General features: G+C 68.8%; 19 protein-coding genes. 14 read left to right on the top strand and 5 right to left on the bottom strand.

Annotation, left to right across the window (positions count from 1 at the left end):
• The first annotated feature begins 34 nt into the window (after positions 1-34).
• Genes L687_RS37755 through L687_RS37735 form a run of 5 tightly spaced genes read left to right on the top strand, consistent with a single transcriptional unit; the run spans position 35 to position 3156 of the window.
• Positions 35-385 carry a RibD family protein gene (locus L687_RS37755; RefSeq protein WP_021201046.1) on the top strand — a complete coding sequence of 117 codons (351 nt, stop codon included), beginning with the start codon at positions 35-37 and terminating at the stop codon, positions 383-385.
• The gene (locus tag L687_RS37750; protein ID WP_021201045.1) at positions 385-1014 is read left to right on the top strand and encodes a riboflavin synthase; all 630 of its coding nucleotides are present in this window, start codon (positions 385-387) and stop codon (positions 1012-1014) included. Before L687_RS37755 ends, L687_RS37750 begins: the two co-directional genes overlap by 1 nt.
• Positions 1011-2279 (top strand): bifunctional 3,4-dihydroxy-2-butanone-4-phosphate synthase/GTP cyclohydrolase II, encoded by a 1269-nt coding sequence (locus L687_RS37745; RefSeq protein WP_021201044.1) that lies wholly within the window; start codon positions 1011-1013, stop codon positions 2277-2279. The genes L687_RS37750 and L687_RS37745 overlap by 4 nt, the downstream gene beginning before the upstream one ends.
• Positions 2276-2749 (top strand): 6,7-dimethyl-8-ribityllumazine synthase, encoded by a 474-nt coding sequence (ribH, locus tag L687_RS37740; protein ID WP_021201043.1) that lies wholly within the window; start codon positions 2276-2278, stop codon positions 2747-2749. The genes L687_RS37745 and ribH overlap by 4 nt, the downstream gene beginning before the upstream one ends.
• Before the next feature lie 53 nt (positions 2750-2802).
• Positions 2803-3156, top strand: a complete 354-nt coding sequence (locus tag L687_RS37735) for a hypothetical protein (RefSeq protein ID WP_021201042.1) — start codon at positions 2803-2805, stop codon at positions 3154-3156.
• A gap of 4 nt (positions 3157-3160) precedes the next feature.
• Here L687_RS37735 and L687_RS37730 read toward each other — a convergent pair whose 3' ends face one another.
• Positions 3161-4147, bottom strand: a complete 987-nt coding sequence (locus L687_RS37730; RefSeq protein ID WP_084487441.1) for a LacI family DNA-binding transcriptional regulator — start codon at positions 4145-4147, stop codon at positions 3161-3163.
• A gap of 159 nt (positions 4148-4306) precedes the next feature.
• On the opposite strand from L687_RS37730, the gene L687_RS37725 reads away from it, so the two are divergent.
• The 5 genes from L687_RS37725 (at position 4307) to L687_RS37705 (ending at position 11046) form a co-directional block, all read left to right on the top strand.
• Positions 4307-5224 (top strand): carbohydrate ABC transporter permease, encoded by a 918-nt coding sequence (locus tag L687_RS37725; RefSeq protein WP_021201040.1) that lies wholly within the window; start codon positions 4307-4309, stop codon positions 5222-5224.
• Position 5225: 1 nt separating this feature from the next.
• The gene (locus tag L687_RS37720) at positions 5226-6116 is read left to right on the top strand and encodes a carbohydrate ABC transporter permease (RefSeq protein WP_021201039.1); all 891 of its coding nucleotides are present in this window, start codon (positions 5226-5228) and stop codon (positions 6114-6116) included.
• A gap of 67 nt (positions 6117-6183) precedes the next feature.
• Positions 6184-7536, top strand: a complete 1353-nt coding sequence (locus L687_RS37715) for an ABC transporter substrate-binding protein (RefSeq protein WP_021201038.1) — start codon at positions 6184-6186, stop codon at positions 7534-7536.
• Positions 7537-7605: 69 nt separating this feature from the next.
• A complete protein-coding gene (locus L687_RS37710) occupies positions 7606-9345 on the top strand; it encodes a glycoside hydrolase family 35 protein (RefSeq protein ID WP_021201037.1) in 1740 nt (579 codons plus the stop codon).
• Positions 9346-9585: 240 nt separating this feature from the next.
• Positions 9586-11046, top strand: coding sequence for an MFS transporter (locus L687_RS37705; protein ID WP_021201036.1), 1461 nt, complete (start codon positions 9586-9588; stop codon positions 11044-11046).
• A 23-nt stretch (positions 11047-11069) separates the two neighbouring features.
• Here the strand turns inward: L687_RS37705 and L687_RS37700 are convergent, their stop codons facing one another.
• Entirely contained in the window at positions 11070-11693 is a 624-nt protein-coding gene (locus L687_RS37700) for an HAD family hydrolase (RefSeq protein WP_021201035.1), read from the bottom strand.
• Positions 11694-11767: 74 nt separating this feature from the next.
• On the opposite strand from L687_RS37700, the gene L687_RS37695 reads away from it, so the two are divergent.
• Positions 11768-11974 (top strand): hypothetical protein, encoded by a 207-nt coding sequence (locus L687_RS37695; RefSeq protein ID WP_046399014.1) that lies wholly within the window; start codon positions 11768-11770, stop codon positions 11972-11974.
• A gap of 88 nt (positions 11975-12062) precedes the next feature.
• Positions 12063-13949: an ABC transporter ATP-binding protein gene (locus L687_RS37690; RefSeq protein WP_021201033.1), complete on the top strand. Its 1887-nt coding sequence runs from the start codon at positions 12063-12065 to the stop codon at positions 13947-13949.
• Positions 13950-14085: 136 nt separating this feature from the next.
• Here the strand turns inward: L687_RS37690 and L687_RS37685 are convergent, their stop codons facing one another.
• A complete protein-coding gene (locus L687_RS37685) occupies positions 14086-15948 on the bottom strand; it encodes a phosphoenolpyruvate carboxykinase (GTP) (RefSeq protein WP_021201032.1) in 1863 nt (620 codons plus the stop codon).
• A gap of 112 nt (positions 15949-16060) precedes the next feature.
• Between L687_RS37685 and L687_RS37680 the strand changes: the two genes are divergently transcribed.
• Positions 16061-17503, top strand: a complete 1443-nt coding sequence (locus L687_RS37680; protein WP_021201031.1) for a helix-turn-helix transcriptional regulator — start codon at positions 16061-16063, stop codon at positions 17501-17503.
• Positions 17504-17531: 28 nt separating this feature from the next.
• Here the strand turns inward: L687_RS37680 and L687_RS37675 are convergent, their stop codons facing one another.
• Together L687_RS37675 and L687_RS37670 are read right to left on the bottom strand one after the other, a co-directional pair.
• Entirely contained in the window at positions 17532-18623 is a 1092-nt protein-coding gene (locus tag L687_RS37675; RefSeq protein ID WP_021201030.1) for a winged helix DNA-binding domain-containing protein, read from the bottom strand.
• 44 nt (positions 18624-18667) lie between these two features.
• Positions 18668-20116 (bottom strand): glyceraldehyde-3-phosphate dehydrogenase, encoded by a 1449-nt coding sequence (locus L687_RS37670; protein WP_021201029.1) that lies wholly within the window; start codon positions 20114-20116, stop codon positions 18668-18670.
• A 160-nt stretch (positions 20117-20276) separates the two neighbouring features.
• On the opposite strand from L687_RS37670, the gene L687_RS37665 reads away from it, so the two are divergent.
• Positions 20277-21528, top strand: a 1252-nt coding sequence (locus L687_RS37665; protein ID WP_021201028.1) for an amidohydrolase family protein, incomplete at its 3' end; no start/stop codon positions are given.

Here is a 21528-nt window from a genome sequence, read left to right as displayed (position 1 = left end):
ATAAGAGACAGGGCCCACCCCGTCCAATGCCGCTGTGCACCGGCATCCCCGCACCCCGCTGTTCTTCAACACCCGCGATCTGCGTGCGGTGGTGGCCGACCTGCACACCCGTGGCGTGCAGAGCCTGTTCGTGGAGGGCGGCCCGACGCTCGCCAGCGCCTTCATCGAGGCGGGGCTCGCCGATCGCGTGCTCGCCTACATCGCCCCGGTGCTGCTCGGAGGCAGCCGACTCGCCCTGACCGACATCGGCGTCGGTTCCATCGACGAGGCCCGACGCCTGACCGTCGACGAGTGGCTTCCCCTCGGAGACGACCTGCTCGCGATCGCGCACCCCGCGCACGCCACCGATCCCGCGGAAGACCCGCAGAACGAAGGAGCCGCCTGATGTTCACCGGAATCATCGAGGAGATGGGCGAGATCACCGCGATCGCCCCCGCGGGTGACGGCTGGCGCCTGACCGTCCGCGCGCCCCGGGCCGCAGCGGACGCCGTGCACGGCGAGTCCATCGCCGTCTCGGGTGTGTGCCTCACCGTGGTGGGGTCGACCGCCGACACCTTCGACACCGACGTGATGAAGCAGACTCTCGACGTCGCCGCGATCGGGTCGGCGACGGTCGGAACCCGCGTGAACATCGAGAAGGCGATGCCGGTCGGCGCCCGTCTCGGCGGTCACATCGTGCAGGGCCACGTCGACGGCACCGGCGACGTGCTCGAGGTGCGCCCCGGCGCGCAGTGGAGCGTGCTGCGGATCAGCCTGCCCCTCGACCTCGCCCCGCTCGTGGTCGACAAGGGGTCGATCTCGGTCGACGGCACCTCGTTGACCGTGAGCGCCGTCAGCGCCCCTGCAGACCCCTCCCCCTGGTTCGAGGTCTCGCTGATCCCCGAGACCCTCGCCGCGACCACGCTCGGCGTCCGCGCCGTCGGCGACCGCGTGAACCTGGAGACCGACATCCTCGCCCGGCACGTCGAGCGCCTGCTCGCGTTCCGCGCCGCACCGGAAGGAGGCTCGCGATGAGCCTTTCCACCATCGCCGAGGCCCTGGAGGCGCTGCGCGCCGGGCGTCCCGTCCTCGTCGCCGACGACGAGAACCGCGAGAACGAAGGCGATGTCATCCTCTCGGCAGAGCTCGCGACGCCCGAGTGGGTGGCGTGGACCGTGCGCTGGTCTTCGGGCTTCATCTGCGCCCCGATGCCCGCCGATCTCGCCGATCACCTGAACCTGCCGCCGATGGTCGCCGCCAGCGAAGACGCCCGCTCGACCGCATACACGGTGAGTGTCGACGCCGCGCAGGGGGTCACGACCGGCATCAGCGCCCACGACCGCGCCCACACGCTGAACGTGCTGTCGAACCCGGAGTCCACGTCGACCAGCATCATCCGGCCCGGCCATGTGCTGCCGCTGCGGGCGGTCGACGGCGGAGTGCGCGAGCGCAGTGGCCACACCGAGGCCGCGGTCGAACTCATGAAGCTCGCCGGTCTCCGCCCCGTCGGCGCGATCGCCGAGGTCGTGGCGGAGGACGGCAGCATGATGCGCCTTCCCGGCCTGATCGAGCTCGGTGCGCGCGACGGCGTGCCGGTCATCACGATCGAGCAGCTGATCGCCCACCTCAACGAGATCGATCCCGAGGGCGCCACCCCGAATGCGCATCGCGGCCGTCGCGTGAGCCTGCGCGCCGACGCCACCGTGCCCACCACGCACGGCACCTTCCGCTTCCTCGCCTACAAGGACCGCATCACCGGCACCGACCACATCGCCGTCGTCTCGGGCGAACTCGGCGAGACCGCGCTCGTGCGGGTGCACTCGGAGTGCCTGACCGGCGAGGCGTTCGGCTCGCTCAAATGCGAGTGCGGCCCGCAGCTCGACTCCGCCCTCGACGCGATCGAGAAGGAAGGCGGGATCGTCATCTACATGCGCGGCCACGAGGGTCGAGGGATCGGCCTCATCAACAAGCTGCGTGCCTACAGCCTGCAGGAGGAGGGGCTCGACACGGTCGACGCCAACCTCGCGCTGGGGCTGCCAGCCGATGCCCGCGACTACGCAGCGGCGGCCGGCATCCTCTCCGACCTGGGCGTGTCGAAGGTGCGCCTGCTGACGAACAACACCGACAAGGTCGCGCAGCTGCGCGAGCTCGGCCTCGACGTCGTCGAGCAGGTGCCGCTGATCGTCGGTGTGGGACCCAACAACCACCAGTACTTGGAGACCAAGCGTGACCGGATGGGTCACATCATCGGCGAAGCGGAACTCGCAGAGGCGCTCGCCCACGGAGAGGACGACAAATGAGCGGCGCAGGAGCACCCGAGATCGGCACCATCGACGGACGCGGTCTGAACGTCGTCATCGTGGCCGGAACCTGGCACGAGACGATCTCGAACGGCTTGATCGCCGGTGCGGAGCGCGTGCTGGACGCGGCCCGGGCCACGCACCGACTGGTGCGCGTGCCCGGCTCGTTCGAACTCGCGATCGCCGCCCAGGCGGCCTTCGCCGGCGGGGCGGATGCCGTCGTCGCACTCGGCGTGATCATCCGCGGGGGCACACCGCACTTCGAGTACGTGTCGGCGGCGACCACCGATGGCCTCACCCGCGTCGCCCTCGACGCCGGCAAGCCCGTCGGCTTCGGCGTGCTCACCCTCGACGACGAGCAGCAGGGTCTCGACCGTGCGGGCCTGGAGGGCTCCAAGGAGGACAAGGGCGCCGAAGCAGCGGATGCTGCCCTGCGCACGGCGCTCGTGACACGGGAGCTGCGCGGCTGAGGTCAGCCTGCCCTTGCTAGCGTGAAAGGGCTCTGCACTCGTACGGTGAGGGCATGGAGACTCTCCGTCATATCGTGCTGTTCGTCCACCTCATCGGATTCGCCGTGCTCTTCGGCTCCTGGGCCGCGCAGGCGTTCGGCGGAAAGCGTGAGTTCACGAGCCTGATGAACATCGGCATGGCGATCGCCGCGGTCGCGGGCCTCGCGCTCGCGGCGCCGTGGGGCATCTCCTATGAGCTCAACTACGTCAAGATCGGCGTCAAGCTCGTGATCCTGCTCATCATCGGTGCCCTGCTCGGAATCGGCCTGGGTCGTCAGCGCCGCGGTGCGGCCATCCCGCCGGCGGTGTTCTGGCTGGTCGGCATCCTCACGGCCGTCAACGCCGCGATCGCCGCGATCTGGCGCTGAGCCGTCAGCGCGTCCGCGGCGACGCCGTGCTCGCCCGCACGATGAGTTCGGTACCGACGAGCGGGGTCTGCTGACGCTCGACACCGTCGAGCTCGGCGAGCAGCGCGTCCACCGCGAGCGCGCCCACGCGCTCCGGGTGCTGCTGCACGGTCGTCAGCGGCGGCCAGAGCTGTGCCGCATCGGGCAGTCCGTCGAACCCGACGATGCTCACGTCTCGCGGCACGTCGAGCCCGATCTCTCGGAACGCACGCAGCACGCCGATCGCCATCTGGTCGTTCGCCACGAACACCGCGGTGACACCGTCGATCGCACGCAGTTCGAGACCGGCTGCGTAGCCGGACGACGCGGTCCAGTCCCCCGCCAGCGGCTCCGGGACCGTACGCCCGTGCGTCTCGAGCGTCTCCCGCCACGCTTCACGGCGGCGCTCGGCGGAGTAGGAGCGCGCGGGGCCGGTGACGTGCCACACGGTGTCGTGACCGAGTTCGAGCAGGTGCTCGGTCGCGAGCCGAGCGCCCTGCGCCTGATCGGTATCGACGAACGGATGCGTCGCCGTGCGGTTCGAGTCGACGAATACGACGGGAAGCGCCTCGGGGATCTCGATGTCGGCCTCGTCGAGCTGATGCGCCTCGATCACGATGATGATGCCGTCGACCGCGTGCTCCTCCAGCCGACGGAACGCACCGGCCACGGTCTCGCCCGCGCTCGACTCGACGGGGATGAGAGTGAGCGCGTAGCCGAGCTGGGCGGCGCGCACGGCGATCGCATCGAGCGTGCGCTGGTTCCCGTAAGAGCTGAACGAGAACATCACGACGCCGATCGTGCGGAATCGCCCTGACCGGAGTGCGCGGGCGGCGCTGTTCGGCCGGTACCCCAGACTGTGCATGGCGGCCTCGACACGCTCGCGCGTGGCGGCACCGACGTAGCCCCTGGCATTGACGACGCGCGACACGGTCTGGCCGGAGACGCCGGCCTCGCGGGCCACGTCTTCCATCGAGGGCTCACGTCGACGCGTCGACGTCTCTGTCGGATGCTCCGGGGTCACGATCACCCATCCCCTCATATGTTGACGTTGACACACTACCAGTCGGTCCAATATGTTGACGTTGACACACGGCGCACGGTGCGCCCGAAACGTAAGAAGGACTCGTCGATGACGACTGAAATCCCCGCAGCCCCGGGTGCCCCCGGCATCCGGCGCCGCGACAAGCGCGACTGGAGGGGATGGGCCTTCGTCGGCCCGTTCATGGTCGTGTTCGCCCTGGTGTTCCTGACGCCGCTCGCCTATGCGCTGTACCTGAGCTTCTTCCAGGAGAAGCTCATCGGCGGCACCGCGTTCGTGGGGCTCGACAACTACGTCCGCGCCCTGAGCGACCCGCAGTTCTGGGAGGCGTTCGGCCGCGTACTGGTCTTCCTCGTCGTGCAGGTGCCGATCATGCTGATCCTGGCCCTCGGCGCCGCCCTCGCCCTCGACAGCGCCCGCCTGCGCGGAGCGTCGTTCTTCCGCATCCTGATCTTCCTGCCCTACGCGGTGCCGGCCGTGGTGGCGGTGCTGATGTGGGGCTACATCTACGGCGACCAGTTCGGCCTCACGAGCAACATCAACGACATCCTCGGCGTCGATGCGATCACGCCGTTCGCCAAGGAGTGGATGCTGGTCTCGATCGGCAACATCGTCACCTGGGAGTTCGTCGGCTACAACATGCTGATCTTCTACTCGTCGCTCAAGACCATCCCGACCGACATGTACGAGGCGGCCTCCCTCGACGGCGCCGGGGCGTGGCGCACGATCTTCTCGATCAAGATCCCGTCCGTGCGCGGAGCGCTCGTGATCGCCACGATCTTCTCGATCATCGGCAGCTTCCAGCTCTTCAACGAGCCCAACATCCTGCGCCCCCTGGCCCCGAACGTGATCACGACGTTCTTCACGCCGAACATGTACGCGTACAACCTGTCGTTCGCGGGGCAGCAGTTCAACTACGCCGCGACGATCGCCATCATCATGGGCGTCATCACCGCGGTCATCGCCTACGTCGTGCAGCTGCGCGGCTCGAAGTCGGAGGTGCGCTGACATGGCACTCCCCCTCGCCCGCCCCGCGCACCGCCGCCACGATCCGCTGAAGCCGCGCACGTCGAACACCCTGCTGATCGTCATGATCCTCTACGCGCTGTATACGCTCGTGCCCCTGGTGTGGCTGCTGTTCAGTTCGACCAAGACGCAGGCGGGACTCTTCAGCTCGTTCGGACTGTGGTTCGCCGACGACTTCGCATTCTTCGACAACCTGGTCGCCACGTTCTCGTATCGCGACGGCATCTTCCTGCGCTGGCTCGGGAACACCCTCCTGTACGTCGTGGTCGGCGCCGGGGGCGCGACGCTGCTCGCCACCATGGCCGGCTACGGACTCGCGAAGTTCCGCTTCCCCGGACGCCGTGCGGTGTTCGCCGTGGTCCTGGGCGCCGTGGCGGTGCCCGGCACCGCCCTCGCGGTCCCGACCTTCCTGCTGTTCAGCGAGCTCGGACTGACGAACACGCCGTGGGCGGTGATCATCCCGTCCCTCATCAGTCCCTTCGGTCTGTACCTGATCTGGGTGTTCGCGTCGGAGTCGGTGCCGACCGAGCTGCTCGAGGCGGCCCGCATCGACGGCGCAGGAGAGTTCCGCACGTTCTTCACGATCTCGATGCGGCTGCTCGCGCCCGGCATCGTGACGGTCGCGCTGTTCACGGTGGTCGCCACCTGGAACAACTACTTCCTGCCCCTGATCATGCTCTCGGACCCCGCCTGGTATCCGCTCACGGTCGGCTTGAACCAGTGGAGCGCCCAGGCCATCGGCGCGGGGTCCCAGCCCATCTACAACCTCGTGATCATGGGCTCGCTGCTCACGATCGTGCCGATCGTCATCGCCTTCCTGCTGCTGCAGCGCTTCTGGCAGTCAGGTCTCACCGCGGGAAGCGTCAAGCAGTAGCTCCCCGTACCCCCTGCATCACCTCTGCGATCCGACGCTGGACCGCACCTCCCGAAAGGACACAGCAATGAAGCACCTTCCCTCCCCGACGCGGCGCACCCTCGCGGTGCTCGCCGCAGGAACCGTGGCAGCGCTGGCGCTGGCCGGATGCAGCACCGGCGGCGACGCCGGCGCCGGCAACACGGGTTCCGGCTCGTTCGACTCCGTCGAGGCGGCGCTCGAGAAGGGCGGCGAGATCACGTACTGGTCGTGGACACCGTCGGCCGAGGCCCAGGTCGAGGCCTTCCAGAAGGAGTACCCGAACGTCAAGGTCAAGCTGGTGAACGCCGGCACCAACAACGAGGAGTACACCAAGCTGCAGAACGCGATCAAGGCGGGCTCCGGCGCTCCGGACGTCGTGCAGATCGAGTACTACGCGTTCCCGCAGTTCGCGCTGACGGACGCCTTCACCGACTTGTCGCAGTACGGGTTCGCCGACTTCGAGGACGACTACACCGCCTCCACCTGGAACTCCGTCACCGACGGCGACGCGATCTACGGTCTGCCGCAGGATTCCGGCCCCATGGCCCTGTTCTACAACAAGACCGTGTTCGATGCGGCCGGTGTCGCCGTCCCCACCACCTGGGACGAGTACTACGAGGCCGCCAAGGCGATCCACGCGGCGAACCCCGACGCGTACATCACCAACGACACGGGAGATGCGGGCTTCGCGACCTCGATGATCTGGCAGGCCGGGGGAAAGCCGTTCGAGACCTCCGGCACCGACGTCACGATCGACCTGCAGGACACCGGCTCGAAGAAGTGGACCGAGAACTGGAACCGCCTCGTCGAGGAGGACCTGCTGGCCCCGTACGGCAGCTGGAGCGACGAATGGTTCCGCGCCCTCGGCGACGGCAGCCTGGCGAGCCTCGTGATCGGCGCGTGGATGCCCGCGAACCTCATCTCCGGTGCCCCTGACGGCGCCGGAGACTGGCGCGTCGCGCCGATGCCGACGTACGACGGTTCCCCGGCGAGCGCGGAGAACGGCGGGGGCGGGCAGGCCGTCACGAAGCAGAGCAAGAACCCGGAGCTGGCGGCGGGCTTCCTGTGGTGGCTGAACAACTCCGAGGAAAGCATCTCGATCGCCCTCGAGTCCGGCGGATTCCCGTCGACGACCGCGGAGCTGTCCAGCACGGAGTTCCTCGCCGAGGCGCCGGAGTACTTCGGCGGCCAGAAGATCAACGAGGTCCTCGCGGCCGCGGCCGATGACGTGGTCGAGGGCTGGAGCTACCTGCCCTACCAGGTGTACGGGAACAGCATCTTCGGCGACACCGTCGGCCAGTCGTACCAGAACGGCACCGACCTGAACGAGGGCCTCGCCGCCTGGCAGGACGCGCTGGTCGAGTACGGCAACTCCCAGGGCTTCAGCGTCAACAAGTGACCCCGCGGCTGAGCCGGCCCGGTCCCCGCCGGGCCGGCTCCGCCCGCCTCATCGAAAGCACCACGACACGTGACCTCCTTCTCCCTCGGCGACACCGACTTCCTCCGCGACGGACAGCCGCACCAGGTGATCTCCGGCGCCATCCACTACTTCCGCGTGCACCCCGACCAGTGGCGCGACCGCATCCGCAAAGCCCGACTGATGGGACTGAACACGATCGAGACCTACGTCGCCTGGAACGCGCACGAACCTCGGCGCGGAGAGTGGGACGCTAGTGGATGGAACGATCTGGGGCGCTTCCTCGACCTGGTGCACGCCGAGGGCCTCGACGCGATCGTGCGCCCCGGCCCCTACATCTGCGCCGAGTGGCACAACGGCGGACTGCCGGTGTGGCTCACGGGCAGCGTCGAAGGACCGCGCTCCTCCGCTCCGGCCTTCCTCGCCGAGGTGACCGCCTACCTGCGCCGCGTGTACGACATCGTCGCACCGCGGCAGATCGACCACGGTGGGCCGGTGATCCTGGTGCAGATCGAGAACGAGTACGGCGCCTACGGCGCCGACCGCGCCTATCTCGAGTCACTGGTGACCACGACTCGCGATGCCGGGATCACCGTTCCGCTGACGACCGTCGATCAGCCCGTCGATCGGATGCTGAGCGACGGAAGCCTCCCGCAATTGCACAAGACCGGATCCTTCGGCTCCCGGAGCACCGAACGGCTCGCCACCCTGCGCCGCCACCAGCCCACGGGTCCGCTGATGTGCGCGGAGTTCTGGGACGGATGGTTCGACTGGTGGGGCGGCGTGCATCACACGACCGATGTCGCCGCGGCCGCCGCCGACCTCGACGAGCTGCTGGCGGCCGGCGCCTCGGTCAACATCTACATGTTCCACGGCGGCACCAACTTCGGGCTGACCAACGGCGCGAACGACAAGGGGCGCTACCTGCCCCTGGTGACCTCCTACGACTACGACGCCCCGCTCGATGAGACGGGGAACCCGACGGAGAAGTTCTTCGCCTTCCGCGAGGTGATCGCCCGCTACGCGCCGGTGCCCGACGAGGTGCCCGCGGCGGCCGAGGCCTCCCCCGCGTTCGAGGTTCCGCTTCGAGCGGCGGGACCGTGGACCGATGTCGCGGGGGCTGCGCCGACCACCGCCCTGCCGCAGACCTTCGACGAGCTCGGACATCTGAGCGCCCTCGTACGTTACGACACCGAGCTGCCGGCAGGAGCGGGCGGGCTCCTCGTCGTCGACGACGTGCGCGACCTGGCTTGGGTGAGCGTCGACGGTCACCCGGTCGGCACACTCGCCCGCACTCGGCACGACCGCGCGATCCGGATCCCGGATGGCCGCAGCCTCCGCATTCTCGTCGAGGATCAGGGGCGCGTGAACTACGACCGTCGTCTGGGCGAGGAGAAGGGGCTGATCGGCGAGATCACCCTCGACGGTGCGCCCGTGACGGGCTGGCGAGCGACGACCCTGGATGTCGCGGAGATCGCCGCGGAGATCGATGCGGACGGCGGCCGCGAGCGCGGCCGGGAGGTCGGTCCCGCCGCGTGGACGGCCGAGTTCTCCCTGGATGCCCCTGCGGATCTCTTCGTCGACACCGCATCGTGGAGCAAGGGCTACGCGTTCGTGAACGGATTCTTCCTCGGTCGATATTGGCGCAACGGCCCGCAACGCACGCTCGCCGTGCCCGCACCCGTCACCCGAGCGGGCGCCAATCACCTCGTCGTGCTGGAGCTCGAAGACGTGCTGCAGCCGCGCGCCGTCTTCGTCGGAGCCCCCGCGCTCGGCGACACGGAGGAATAGTCCCCGCGCGGGAGGCGGGCGGACCGCTCACGTCAGCGGCACCGGTGTCGCGTCCACCATCGTCCCCTCGATCCCGACCCGCATCATCGTGCAGACGGGCTGCCGTCGCCGATCCGTGGGAGACCCGGGGCCGGGTCCCGCTGCGAGATGACACGCGAAACACGCGCACAGCAAACACTCAGGAAGGCGTAAACTCGCCCGGGTCCCCCGGTATACCGGGGACTCGATCGGAGGAGCTTCATGAGTACTGCCACTGCGCCCGCGAATCCTCGCTCGCGCGTCATCACCGCGAGCCTGGTCGGCACCACGATCGAGTTCTACGACTTCTACGCGTACGCGACGGCGGCCGTGCTCGTGTTCCCGGTGCTGTTCTTCCCCACCGGCGACGACACCACCTCGCTCCTCTCCTCGTTCGCGGTGTTCGGTGCGGCGATGGTCGCCCGTCCGATCGGCGCGGTGGTCTTCGGCCACTTCGGCGACAAGTTCGGGCGCAAGGCCACGCTCGTGGCATCACTGCTGACGATGGGCATCGCGACCTTCGTGATCGGCCTGTTGCCGACCTACCAGGACATCGGGTGGTGGGCCGCCCTGCTGCTGCTGATCCTGCGACTCGCTCAGGGCTTCGCGCTCGGCGGCGAGTGGTCGGGCGCGGCACTGGTCGCCACCGAGAATGCGCCGAAGGGCAAGCGCGCCTGGTACGGCACCTTCCCGCAGCTGGGCGCGCCGCTGGGCTTCATCATCGCCAACTTCCTCTTCCTCGCGATCAACTGGCTGCTGCCGCACGCCGAGAACCCGGTCCTGAAGTCCGAGGCGTTTCTCTCCTGGGGCTGGCGCATCCCGTTCCTGTTCTCCGCAGTGATGGTCATCATCGGCCTGTGGGTGCGGCTCAAGCTCGTCGAGTCCGACACCTTCAAGAAGGCGGAGACGAAGGGCGTGATCCGCAAGCTCCCGCTCGCGACCGTGTTCCGTCACCACTGGAAGCAGCTCATCCTCGGCACGTTCATCATGCTGGCGACGTACGTGCTGTTCTACCTGATGACGAACTTCACCCTCGCCTACGGAACCAAGGCCGCCTCGCTCGAGACCGCCACCGCCGCCGCGAAGGCCGCTGCCGAGGCGACCGGCGCCCCGTTCGACCCGATCAAGTTCGCGGCCCAGTTCTATCCCGGTCTCGGCTTCGGCTACACCGACTTCGTGCTGATGCAGATCATCGGCGTGGTGTTCTTCGGCATCTTCACGTTGCTCTCCGGTCCGATCGCCGATGCGGTCGGCCGACGGAAGCTGCTGCTGTGGGTCACCGGGACCATCATCGTGTTCGGTCTCACGTTCAACGCCTTCCTCCTGCCCGCGGTCGACCCGAAGTTCACGGGTGCGCTCACCCAGGCGTTCCTCGTGTTCGGGTTCATGCTGATGGGCGCGACGTTCGGCCCGATGGGCGCTCTGCTTCCCGAGCTGTTCCCGACCAACGTGCGCTACACGGGGTCGGCGATCGCCTATAACGTCTCGTCGATCCTCGGCGCCGCGGTGGCCCCGCTCATCGCGCTGAAGCTGTGGGAGGTGGCCGGCGGCGCTCCGTGGCTGGTGGGTCTGTACCTGTCCGCGATGGGTGTGCTCACGTTCATCGCGCTGATCCTCTCCCCCGAGACCAAGGACCACGACTACGACGACGACCTCGGCGTCGCGGCGGCCGTCGAGCTGTGATCCTGCGGCCGTGACGATTCACGTCACGGCCGCAGGAACTCCTCGATCGCGGCGATGGTGGTCGCGTTGTCGAGGTGTCGCACGGCGCGGATCCCCACCGCCTCGGCACCGTCGACCGATACCTGATGGTCGTCGATGAACAGCACGTCGCCCGGGTCGGCGCCCATGCGCTGGAGTGCTCGTCGGTAGGCCTCGGGATCCGGCTTGTTCACGCCCTGCTCGTGGCTGTAGCAGATCGGGTCGAACACCTCGGAGAAGCCGAAGCGGCGCTCCTCCTCCTCGCGCGCGCCATCGGCGGAGTTGGAGAGGATCGCTGTTCCCGCCCGCGCCGAGAGCGTGCGCGCGTACGCGATCAGGTCGTGGTTGCCGGTGCCGCAGTAGGCATCCCAGAAGTCTGCGCGCATCGCGCGGCGCTGGACCTCGTCGAGACCGAGCGCCGTGCCCACCGCCGTCCAGAAAGCGGGTTCGGTGCCGACGGTGACATCGATCGGCGGAAGATCGGCCTCTGCGATGCGCACCTCGAAAGCGGAGGGTTCGAGACCGACCACCGCACGCCAGCGCTCCCACCACTGCTGCTGCCAGGCATCGTCGTCGACGACCTCCAGCACTCCCCCGATGTCGAACAGGATCCACTTCTTCGTCGGCATCCCCCCAGACTGCCACGTCAACATGTATTGACACTCGCGGACACGTCAACGATGATTGACGCAGGAGGTCCATCATGACAATGCCGACCGCGATCGCACAGGACGACGGCAGCGAGCCCCTGGCCGCGCTGCACCGGCTCGCCGAGGTGCGCAAGGAGGTGGCCCGTGCCGAGGAGGCGAACGTGCGTCGCGCGCGGAACCTCGGGTACTCCTGGCAGGCGATAGCCAGCGCCCTCGGCGTGAGCAAGCAGGCGGCTCATCGGCGATTCGGCCGGTCCTGAGCCCGCGATATGCCGCATACAGCCGCTCCATAGGATTCGACCGCGAACGAAGTACGGTCGAAGTACCATCTCCAGATAGAGGTCCCGCATGTCCGGTTCGGCGACAGCACGCCGCCGCGGACGTGGCGCACAGCCCGAAGGCCCCCGCGCCACCTTCCGCCAGCTCCTACCCTTCCTCTTCGAACACAAGCGCACCCTCATCGTGGTCGCGGTGCTCAGCGTCATCGGCGCCGCGACCTCGCTCGTGCAGCCGTTGCTCGTGGGCCAGGTCATCGAGGCCGTGCAGTCCGACACCGGTATCGGGATCCTGGTGTGGCTGCTCGTCGGCTTCGTGATCGTGTCATCGGTCATCTCCGGCTTCCAGCACTACCTGCTCCAGCGCACCGGCACCGCGGTCGTGTACTCGAGCCGCCGCAAGCTGATCGCCCGCATCCTGCACCTGCCGACCTCGGAGTTCGATGCCCGCCGCACCGGCGACCTCGTCTCCCGCGTCGGCACCGACACGACGCTGCTCTACGCCGTGCTCACCCAGGGCCTCGCCGATGCTGTCGGCAGCGCCGTGCTCTTCCTCGGCGCGCTCATCGCGATGCTCGTGATCGACCCGATCCTGCTGCTGCTCATCGTCGTGGTGATCGGCATCTCGGTCGCCGTCGTCGTGCTGCTGAGCGGACGCATCCGCACCGCGTCGACCGCGCAGCAGGAGAAGGTCGGCGAGCTGGCTTCCGGCGTGGAGCGCGCGGTCGGCTCGATCCGCACCATCCGCGCCTCGGGAGCCACCGAACGGGAGACCACCGCCGTGTCGGGCCTCGCCTCCGACGCCTACGGCATCGGCGTGCGCATCGCCAAGATCTCCTCGATGGTCGTTCCCGTCTCCGGCATCGCCCTGCAGCTGTCGCTGCTCGTGGTGCTCGGGGTGGGCGGATTCCGGGTGGCCGCGGGAGCGATCACGATCGCCTCGCTGATCTCGTTCATCATGTTCCTGTTCCTGCTCGTGATGCCGCTGGCCACGACGTTCGGCGCGATCACCTCGGTCAACCAGGCTCTCGGTGCGCTCGGCCGCATCCAGGAGGTTCTCGACCTGCCCACCGAGTCGCAGGACGACGAGAAGATCGCGGCCTCGCTGCCGCGCGAGACCGCTGCGGCGGACGCACCGGCCATCGAGTTCCGCGACGTGCGCTTCCACTACCCTGCGAACGTCGTCGCCGCCCGTCAGGCCGCGGCCAAGGAGGCGCGCACGCTGCTCGCCGATGCGCACCTGGAATCCGCGGAGGACGCCACCCCCGCCGTGCAGGACCACGAGGTGCTCCGCGGCGTGTCGTTCGCCGTGCCGCAGGGCTCCCGTGTCGCCCTGGTGGGCCCCAGCGGCGCGGGGAAGAGCACGATCCTCTCGCTGATCGAGCGCTTCTACGATCCGACCGGCGGCTCGATCCGCCTGCACGGCCACGACGCGCGCACCTACCCGCGCGACGAGCTGCGCGCCCACTTCGGTTACGTCGAGCAGGATGCGCCGACGCTGGCCGGCACGCTCGCCGAGAACCTGCGGCTCGCCTCTCCCGAAGCGACGGACACCGACTGCGAACGGGTGCTGCGCGCCGTGAACCTCGGCGACGTGCTCGAGCGCGATCCGCTCGGCATCGAAGCCCCCGTCGGCGAAGACGGCGTGATGCTGTCGGGCGGTGAGCGTCAGCGTCTCGCGATCGCGCGCGCCCTGCTCACGGACGCCCCGATCCTGCTGCTCGACGAGTCGACGTCATCGCTCGACGGCGTGAACGAGCAGCGCATGCGGGAAGCCATCGATGCCGTGTCGACCGACCGCACGCTCATCGTGATCGCGCACCGCCTCTCGACGGTCGTCGACAGCGATCTCATCGTGGTGCTGCAGGACGGCGTCGTCGTCGGCCAGGGCACGCACGCCGAGCTCGTGGAGTCGACGCCCCTGTACCGCGACCTCGCGCGACACCAGTTGCTCACCTGACGCACGACAACACGAAGGCGGGACGTCGGAGACCACTCAGCCATGGGTTCGTCTCTGATGTCCCGCCTTCGCGGGTTTGCGGGGCACGAAGCCCCGAGGGTGCCGGCTCCCCCGAACCGGCACCGGTCTGGGGGAACTACGCCTTGTCGAGGCGGTAGCGCAGCGACGCCAGCTCGGCGCGCAGCGCTGCGGGGACCTTGTCGCCGAAGGTGTCGTAGAACTCCTCGGTCAGGTCGGCCTCGGTCTTCCATGCCTCGGCATCGACCGAGAACAACTCGTCGAGGTCGGCAGCGGGCATGTCGAGCCCGTCGAGGTTCAGGTCCTCCACGCGCGGCAGGCGACCGATCGGGCTGTCGACCGCAGGAACGTCACCCGCGATGCGGCGGATGATCCAGTCGACCACACGCGAGTTGTCGCCGAAGCCCGGCCACAGGAACCGGCCGTCGTCGCCACGTCGGAACCAGTTCACCTGGAAGATGCGCGGCGCCCTGTCGAAGCGCAGACCGCGCCCGACCTTGAGCCAGTGCCCGAAGTAGTCGGCCATGTTGTAGCCGCAGAACGGCAGCATCGCGAACGGGTCGCGGCGCAGCTCCCCGACCGTGCCCTCGGCGGCCGCCGTGCGCTCGGAAGAGATGTTCGAGCCCAGGAAGACGCCGTGCGTCCAGTCGGTGGCCTCGACCACGAGCGGGACATTGCTGGCGCGGCGTCCACCGAACAGGATGACGTCGAGCGGAACGGCCTCTTCCCAGTCCTCGGAGATCTGCGGGCACTGCGCCGCCGACACCGTGAAGCGGGAGTTGGGGTGCGCTGCCGGCCGTCCCGACTCGGGAGTCCAGTCGTTGCCCTCCCAGTCGATCAGGTTCGCGGGCGCCTCATCGGTCAGACCCTCCCACCACACGTCGCCGTCCGGACGGAGAGCGACGTTCGTGAAGATGGTGTTGCCCCACAGCGTCTCGACCGCCGTGACGTTGGTCGATTCGCCGGTTCCGGGTGCGACGCCGAAGAAGCCCGCCTCCGGGTTGATCGCCCACATGCGGCCGTCTTCGCCGGGACGGATCCAGGCGATGTCGTCGCCGAGGGTCTCCACCCGCCATCCGGGGATGGTCGGACGCAGCATCGCGAGGTTCGTCTTGCCGCAGGCAGAGGGGAACGCCGCGGCCACGTGGTACGCCTTGCCCTGCGGGTCGATCACGCGGATGAGCAGCATGTGCTCGGCGAGCCACCCCTCATCGCGGGCGATCACCGAGGCGATGCGCAGCGCGAAGCACTTCTTGGCGAGGATCGCGTTGCCGCCGTAGCCCGAACCGTACGAGTAGACCTCGAGCGTCTCGGGGAAGTGCACGATGTACTTGTCGTCGTTGCAGGGCCACTCGACGTCCTGCTCTCCCGGGGCGAGCGGGGCGCCGACCGTGTGCACGGTCTTGACCCACGGCGCACACTCGGCGATCTGCCGCGTGACGGCATCGCCGACACGGGTCATGATGCCGATCGAGGCGACCGCGTAGGCGCTGTCGGTGATCTGCACGCCGATGTGCGAGAGCGGACCGCCGACGCGGCCCATCGAGAACGGCACGACGTACATCGTGCGGCCGCGCATCGAGCCCTCGAAGATCTCGTCCATCTTGGCGTGCATGTCGGCAGGTGCCGCCCAGTTGTTCGTGGGGCCGGCGTCCTCCTCGCGCTCGGAGGCGATGAACGTGCGCCCCTCGGTGCGGGCGACGTCGCTGGGGTGCGAGCGTGCGAGGTACGAACCGGGACGCCATTCGGGGTTGAGCTTGATGAGCTTGCCCTCATCGACGAGTCCGCGCAGCAGCCAGTCGTTCTCGGCGCGCGAGCCGTCGACCCAGTGCACGGCGTCGGGCTGGGTGAGAGCGCGGATCTCCTCGACCCACGCGGCCAGCTCCGCCATGGCGGGGGTGTCATACGTCGGAGCCGCGCCGAACGTACGCGTCGGTGCGACGGGAGACGTGCGGGGGGTGAAGACTTCGGCGATAGCCATGACGTGTGCTCCTTTGAAGTGTGGGGCGTTGCACCTATCTTCTTCCGGTTTGAGCGCGACTTTCGGACAATTCGAGCGATAAGAACTTCAATTCTTTCGCTAGACTCAAGGAATGGCGTCCTCCGGCATCCACCTCACGACTCTCGGCCACCGCATCCGTCACCACCGATTGGAGAACGGGTTCACGCTCGACGAGCTCGGTGCTCTGGTGGGCGTCGCCGGCTCTCAACTGAGCCTGATCGAGAACGGCAAGCGCGAGCCCAAGCTCTCGCTGCTGCAGGCGATCGCACAGGCGACCAAGACCGAGGTGACCGACCTGATCTCCGGTGAACCGCCGAACCGTCGGGCCGCCCTCGAGATCGCCCTGGAGCGCGCGCAGGAGAGCCCGGTCTTCCGGCAGCTCGGCGTCGCGCCCGTGCGCGTGACCAAGGGCATGAGCGACGAGACGATCGAATCGGTCCTGGGGCTGCACCGCGAGCTCGAGCGTCGTGAACGCGAGGCCATCGCGACGCCGGAGGAGGCGCGGCGCGCGAACACCGAGCTGCGGCTGCGGATGCGCGCGCAGAACAACTACCTCCCCGAGATCGAGAAGCTCGCCGAGAAGCACCTCAAGGCCGCGGGGCACGTACAGGGGGCGCTCACCCACCGCACGGTGAGCATCATGGCGGAGAAGCTCGGCTTCGAGCTGATCTACGTCAACGACCTTCCCCACTCGACCCGCTCGGTCACCGACCTCGAGAACGGACGCATCTACCTGCCGCCGGCGTCGATCCCGGGTGGCCACGGTCTGCGCTCGATGGCGCTGCAGGCGATGGCGCACCGACTGCTCGGGCACACACCGCCGACCGATTACGCCGACTTCCTGCAGCAGCGCCTGGAGATCAACTACTTCGCCGCGTGCTGCCTGATGCCGGAGACCGCATCGGTCGCGTTCCTGCAGCAGGCGAAGAAGGACCGCAACCTCGCGGTCGAGGACTTCCGCGACGGCTTCGGCGTGACGCACGAAGCCGCCGGCATGCGCATGACGAACCTGTTGACGCAGCACCTCGGCATGGCGCTGCACTTCCTGCGCGTGGATTCCACCGGCGCGATCACCCGCGTGTACGAGAACGACGACCTCCCGCTGCCGATGGACGTGACCGGCGCGGTCGAGGGACAGCGGGTGTGCCGCAAGTTCCAGGCACGCGCGGCGTTCACGCAGCAGAACCGCACGGTGGAGCACCACCAGTACACCGACACCCCCTCTGGCACGTTCTGGTGCTCGACCCAGACCGGATCGTCGAGCGACGGCGAGTTCTCGGTGACGGTCGGCGTGCCGTTCGACGACGCCCGCTGGTGGCGCGGACGCGAGACCAACGACAGAGCGGTGTCGACCTGCCCCGACGAGTCGTGCTGCCGTCGCCCCTCCGCCGAGCTGAGCGATCGCTGGAGCGGACGGGCGTGGCCGAGCGCGCGGGTGCACACGCACATGTTCTCGCCGCTCCCCCGCGGCGCGTTCCCCGGGGTAGACGACAACGAGGTCTACAACTTCCTCGCGCGTCACGCGAGCGAGTAGTCGCGGCGGGGTCGGTGATCCCTGCGGCTCAGTCGTCGGCGAACCGGGCGAACCGGGCGAGGGCCGCAGCCACGGCGGCGGGATCCTCCGGCTCCTCGAACAGCTCAGGCGGCGTACCCCTGGTCGCGGTCGCGTGGGACCAGGTCCCGATCACGCGCCCCTGCTCGACGAGGGTCGGACGCACCATGCCGTTCTTTCCGGGGCCGACGGCCGCGAGATGCTCCGGGGCGCAGACGGTCGTGCGATCGGCGTAGGAGATGTAGTACTCGTCGAACGCGCCGAGGGCGTGGACGGAGGCCGCACCCGATGCTCTTCGCGGACGTCGGCGCGCGGCGAAGAGACCCTCGTCGATCTCGTCGAGCCTGCCACCGTCCGTTCCCGCTCCCGCCCGCTCGGCCGCCTCGCGCGCCTGACCGAGGGTGAGGCCCGCCCACCAGGCGAAATCGGCGATACCGGCGGGGCCGTGTCCGTCGGTGTAGCGGACGAACAGCTCGGCGAGCGGGTCATCGGGCGTGACGTGCTCGCGGATGTGATCTTGCACGAGCACGAAGCGCTGCTCGCGGGCGAAGCCGGCCCTGGCGACGACCGGCCCCTGGCAGATCAGACCGTCGATCGTGAGGGTGAACAGCAGATGGATGCCGCGCTGGCCCGAGGGGTCGATGTCGATGCCCTGGAGGATGTCGAACACCTCGGCGCGGGTGCACCCTCCGTCGCGGAGCGCCGGCGTCAGCGCCCGGACGCTCGCGGCGACCATGTCGTCATCGATGCCGAGATCGCGGTGGCGCGAGGCCGCCTGCTGTCGCTGCCGCCCCGCGGTGACCTGCAGAATCCAGCCGAGGTCGCGCGCCGGGACGGTGTGCAGGGTGCCGCGCATGGTCCACCCGCGCACGATGTCGCCGCGGTCGAAGGCGCGGTCGACGTCGCGCACCGTGGTCTCTCCTCGGGTGCGGACGGCCAGAGCCCAGCGACCCGCGGTGAAGTCCTGGCTCTGCACCGCGAGCATGTGGCGCGCCGCATCCGTCACCGTGGGTGCCGGCGAGATGAGGCGGTGCGATTGGAGGCGGTGCGATCGGAAGCGGTGCGATCGGAGGCGCTCGGCACGCAGGGTCGCGGTCTTCATGACCTCATCATGCCGGGTGCCGCCGACGCGGCGCACGAGGAACCTCAGCTCTGCAGCGTCACCTCTCGGCGCTCGGGGAGCACGATCGGGTGCGAGCCCGCCATGACCTCGAGCACGCGGATCACCTGGCACGAGTAGCCGAACTCGTTGTCGTACCAGACGTACAGGATGAGGGTGTCCTCATCGGCGATCGTGGCGAGACCGTCGACGATGCCGGCACGGTGCGACCCGACGAAGTCGGTGGAGACGACGTCCGGGCTCTCCACGTAGTCGATCTGCTGGCGCAGCTTCGAGTGCAGCGAGACCCGGCGCAGGTAGTCGTTGACCTGATCCTTCGTCGCGGGCCGCTCGATCGTCAGGTGCAGCACCGCGAGCGAGACGTCGGGGGTGGGCACACGGATCGAGCTGCCCGTGAGCTTGCCCTCCAACTGCGGCAGCGCCTTGGCGACGGCCTTGGCGGCACCGGTCTCGGTGATGACCATGTTGAGCACCGCCGAGCGTCCGCGTCGATCGCCCTTGTGGAAGTTGTCGATCAGGTTCTGGTCGTTCGTGAACGAGTGCACGGTCTCGACGTGTCCCTTGACGACGCCGTAGGCCTCGTCGATCGCCGCGAGCACCGGCGTGATGGCATTGGTCGTGCAGGAGGCGGCCGAGAGGATGCGGTCGGTCTCGACGATCGTGTCGTCGTTGATGCCGTGGACGATGTTCTTGAGCGGACTCTTCCCCGGCGCGGTCAGCAGCACCCGGGCGACGCCGGTCGAGCGCAGGTGCTGCGACAGACCGGCCTCGTCGCGCCAGCGCCCGGTGTTGTCGACGACGATCGCGTCGTGGATGCCGTAGGCGGTGTAGTCGATGGTCGCCGGGTCGTCGGAGTAGATCACCTGGATGCGGGTGCCGTTGGCGATGATCTGCTCGGCGTCTTCGTCGACGGTGACCGAGCCGGCGAAGCGGCCGTGCACGGAGTCGCGCAGGAGCAGGGATGCGCGCTTGACGAGGTCGTTCTCGGCGCCGCGGCGGACGACGATGGCGCGCAGGCGCAGTCCGCTTCCTCCCCCGGTGTGGGCGATGAGGATGCGGGCGAGCAGGCGGCCGATGCGCCCGAAGCCGTAGAGCACGACGTCGGTGGGTTCGGCGGCGACGGCTCCCATCGCAGGGGCGAGCACGTCTGCGAGGTACGTCTCCAGCGGCTGACCGCTCTCGGCATGGCCGGCGACGAGGCGGGCGACATCGAGGGAGGATGCACCGGGGGCGAGCGCATGGATCGCCTCCAGCACGGCCAGGCTGTCCTCGATGGGGAGCCTCTCGTGCCCGAGCTGCGCGACGCGCTCGTGCACCTCGACGAGGCCGGTCGCCGACAGACCGAGCAGGCGGTGCCCGTGGAGCGAGGTGACGACGTCGTGTTCGCGTCGGAGCGCCCCGATGAGCGGGATCATCCGCTCCGCCAGCTCTTCGCTCTCAGTCCAGTCGTCGCGGTGTGCCGCGGAATCGTTCATCTGCGTCCTTGCATGTGTGAGCGCGCGCCGAGGTCGCCGGCGCGCGAGTTGCCGGGTGAATCGGGGGATGTCTCCAGCGTACAAGCCGCAGAACCGCGCGCCGAATCGGTGCGTCCCCGCCCCGCATTCGGCCGGGTTTTACGTCTACACTGGTGGAATAATGAGCCAGACATTTCCCGGCGACGACGCCGACCTGATCATCCGCGGCGGCCGTATCCACACCTTCGACGGGACGGGCGATATCGCTCACGCCCTCGCCGTGCGCGACGGCGTGATCGTCGCCACCGATGCCGCCGCCACCCGACTCCACGCACGGAACGTCCTCGAACTCGACGGACGCACCGCGGTCCCCGGCATCAACGATGCACACCTGCATGCCGCATGGCTCGGTGCGCGCTGGCCGCACCTGTTCTTCTCGGACACTCCCCCGGAGGAGCAGCCGCCCGGAAGACTCGTGTCGACCACGAGCGAGCGACGATCCGCCCTGCGCCGCGCGTGGCGCCTCCTCGCCGAACACGGCATCACGAGCTACACCGAACCGGGCATCGGTCCGGGAGAGGACGCCGGGGAGACCGGATGCTTCGGCGCCGACATGCTCGAAACCTACGGCGAACTGCACCGCGAAGGCGCCCAGACATCGCGGGTGACCCTGCTGCGGCTCTTCGGCACGATCGACGGCGAGAGCACGCTCGAGGACTTCGCGCACGGCATCCGCACCCCGCCACCCACCCACGACCCGCGATGGCTTGCGATCCCCGGAGTGAAGATCTTCGCCGACGGCATCCCCCCGATGGCGACCGCCTGGGTCGAGGAGCCGTATGCGGACGGCACCACCGGAGCACTGCTCACCCGAGGAGGGAGCGACCCGCTCTCCGCATTCCAGCAGATGGTCGAACTGGCCGCATCCCGCGGGATGCAGATCGCCGTGCATGCGACCGGCGACCGGTCGATCGCCGAGTTCCTCGCGGTCCTGGAGCGCCTCTCCGATGCGCCCGCACCGGCCGCTCCGCACTACGTCGTCCACGGAGATCTGGCCACGCCCGAGCAGATCGCGCGCATGCGACGGGTCGATGCCGGATTCGCCGTGCAGCCCCTGATCGCTGCGCACACCCATTCCTGGGCGGCGGCGCAGCTCGGCGAGGCGCGCATCGCCACGGCCTGGCCGCTGGCCGCGATGCTCGCCTCCGGCGCCCTCACGACCGTGACCAGCGACGCGCCGATCGCGAGTCCGGATTGGCGGCTCGGGCTCGACGCCGCGCTCGCCCTGCTCACCGACGCGGGCTTCATCGACGACGCAGCGACCCGCCACCTGCTCCTGCGATCGATGACCGTGGAGGCCGCGCGACAGGACGGCGCATCGGACTGGAAGGGGTCGCTCGAGGTCGGGCACGTCGCCGACCTGACGATCCTCG

Origin of the sequence: Microbacterium maritypicum MF109 (assembly GCF_000455825.1) — a bacterium.
GTDB classification, from domain to species: domain Bacteria; phylum Actinomycetota; class Actinomycetes; order Actinomycetales; family Microbacteriaceae; genus Microbacterium; species Microbacterium maritypicum_A.
The sequence above is the reverse complement of the archived record's forward strand: the minus strand, read 5'-3'. Positions and strand labels throughout refer to the sequence as shown.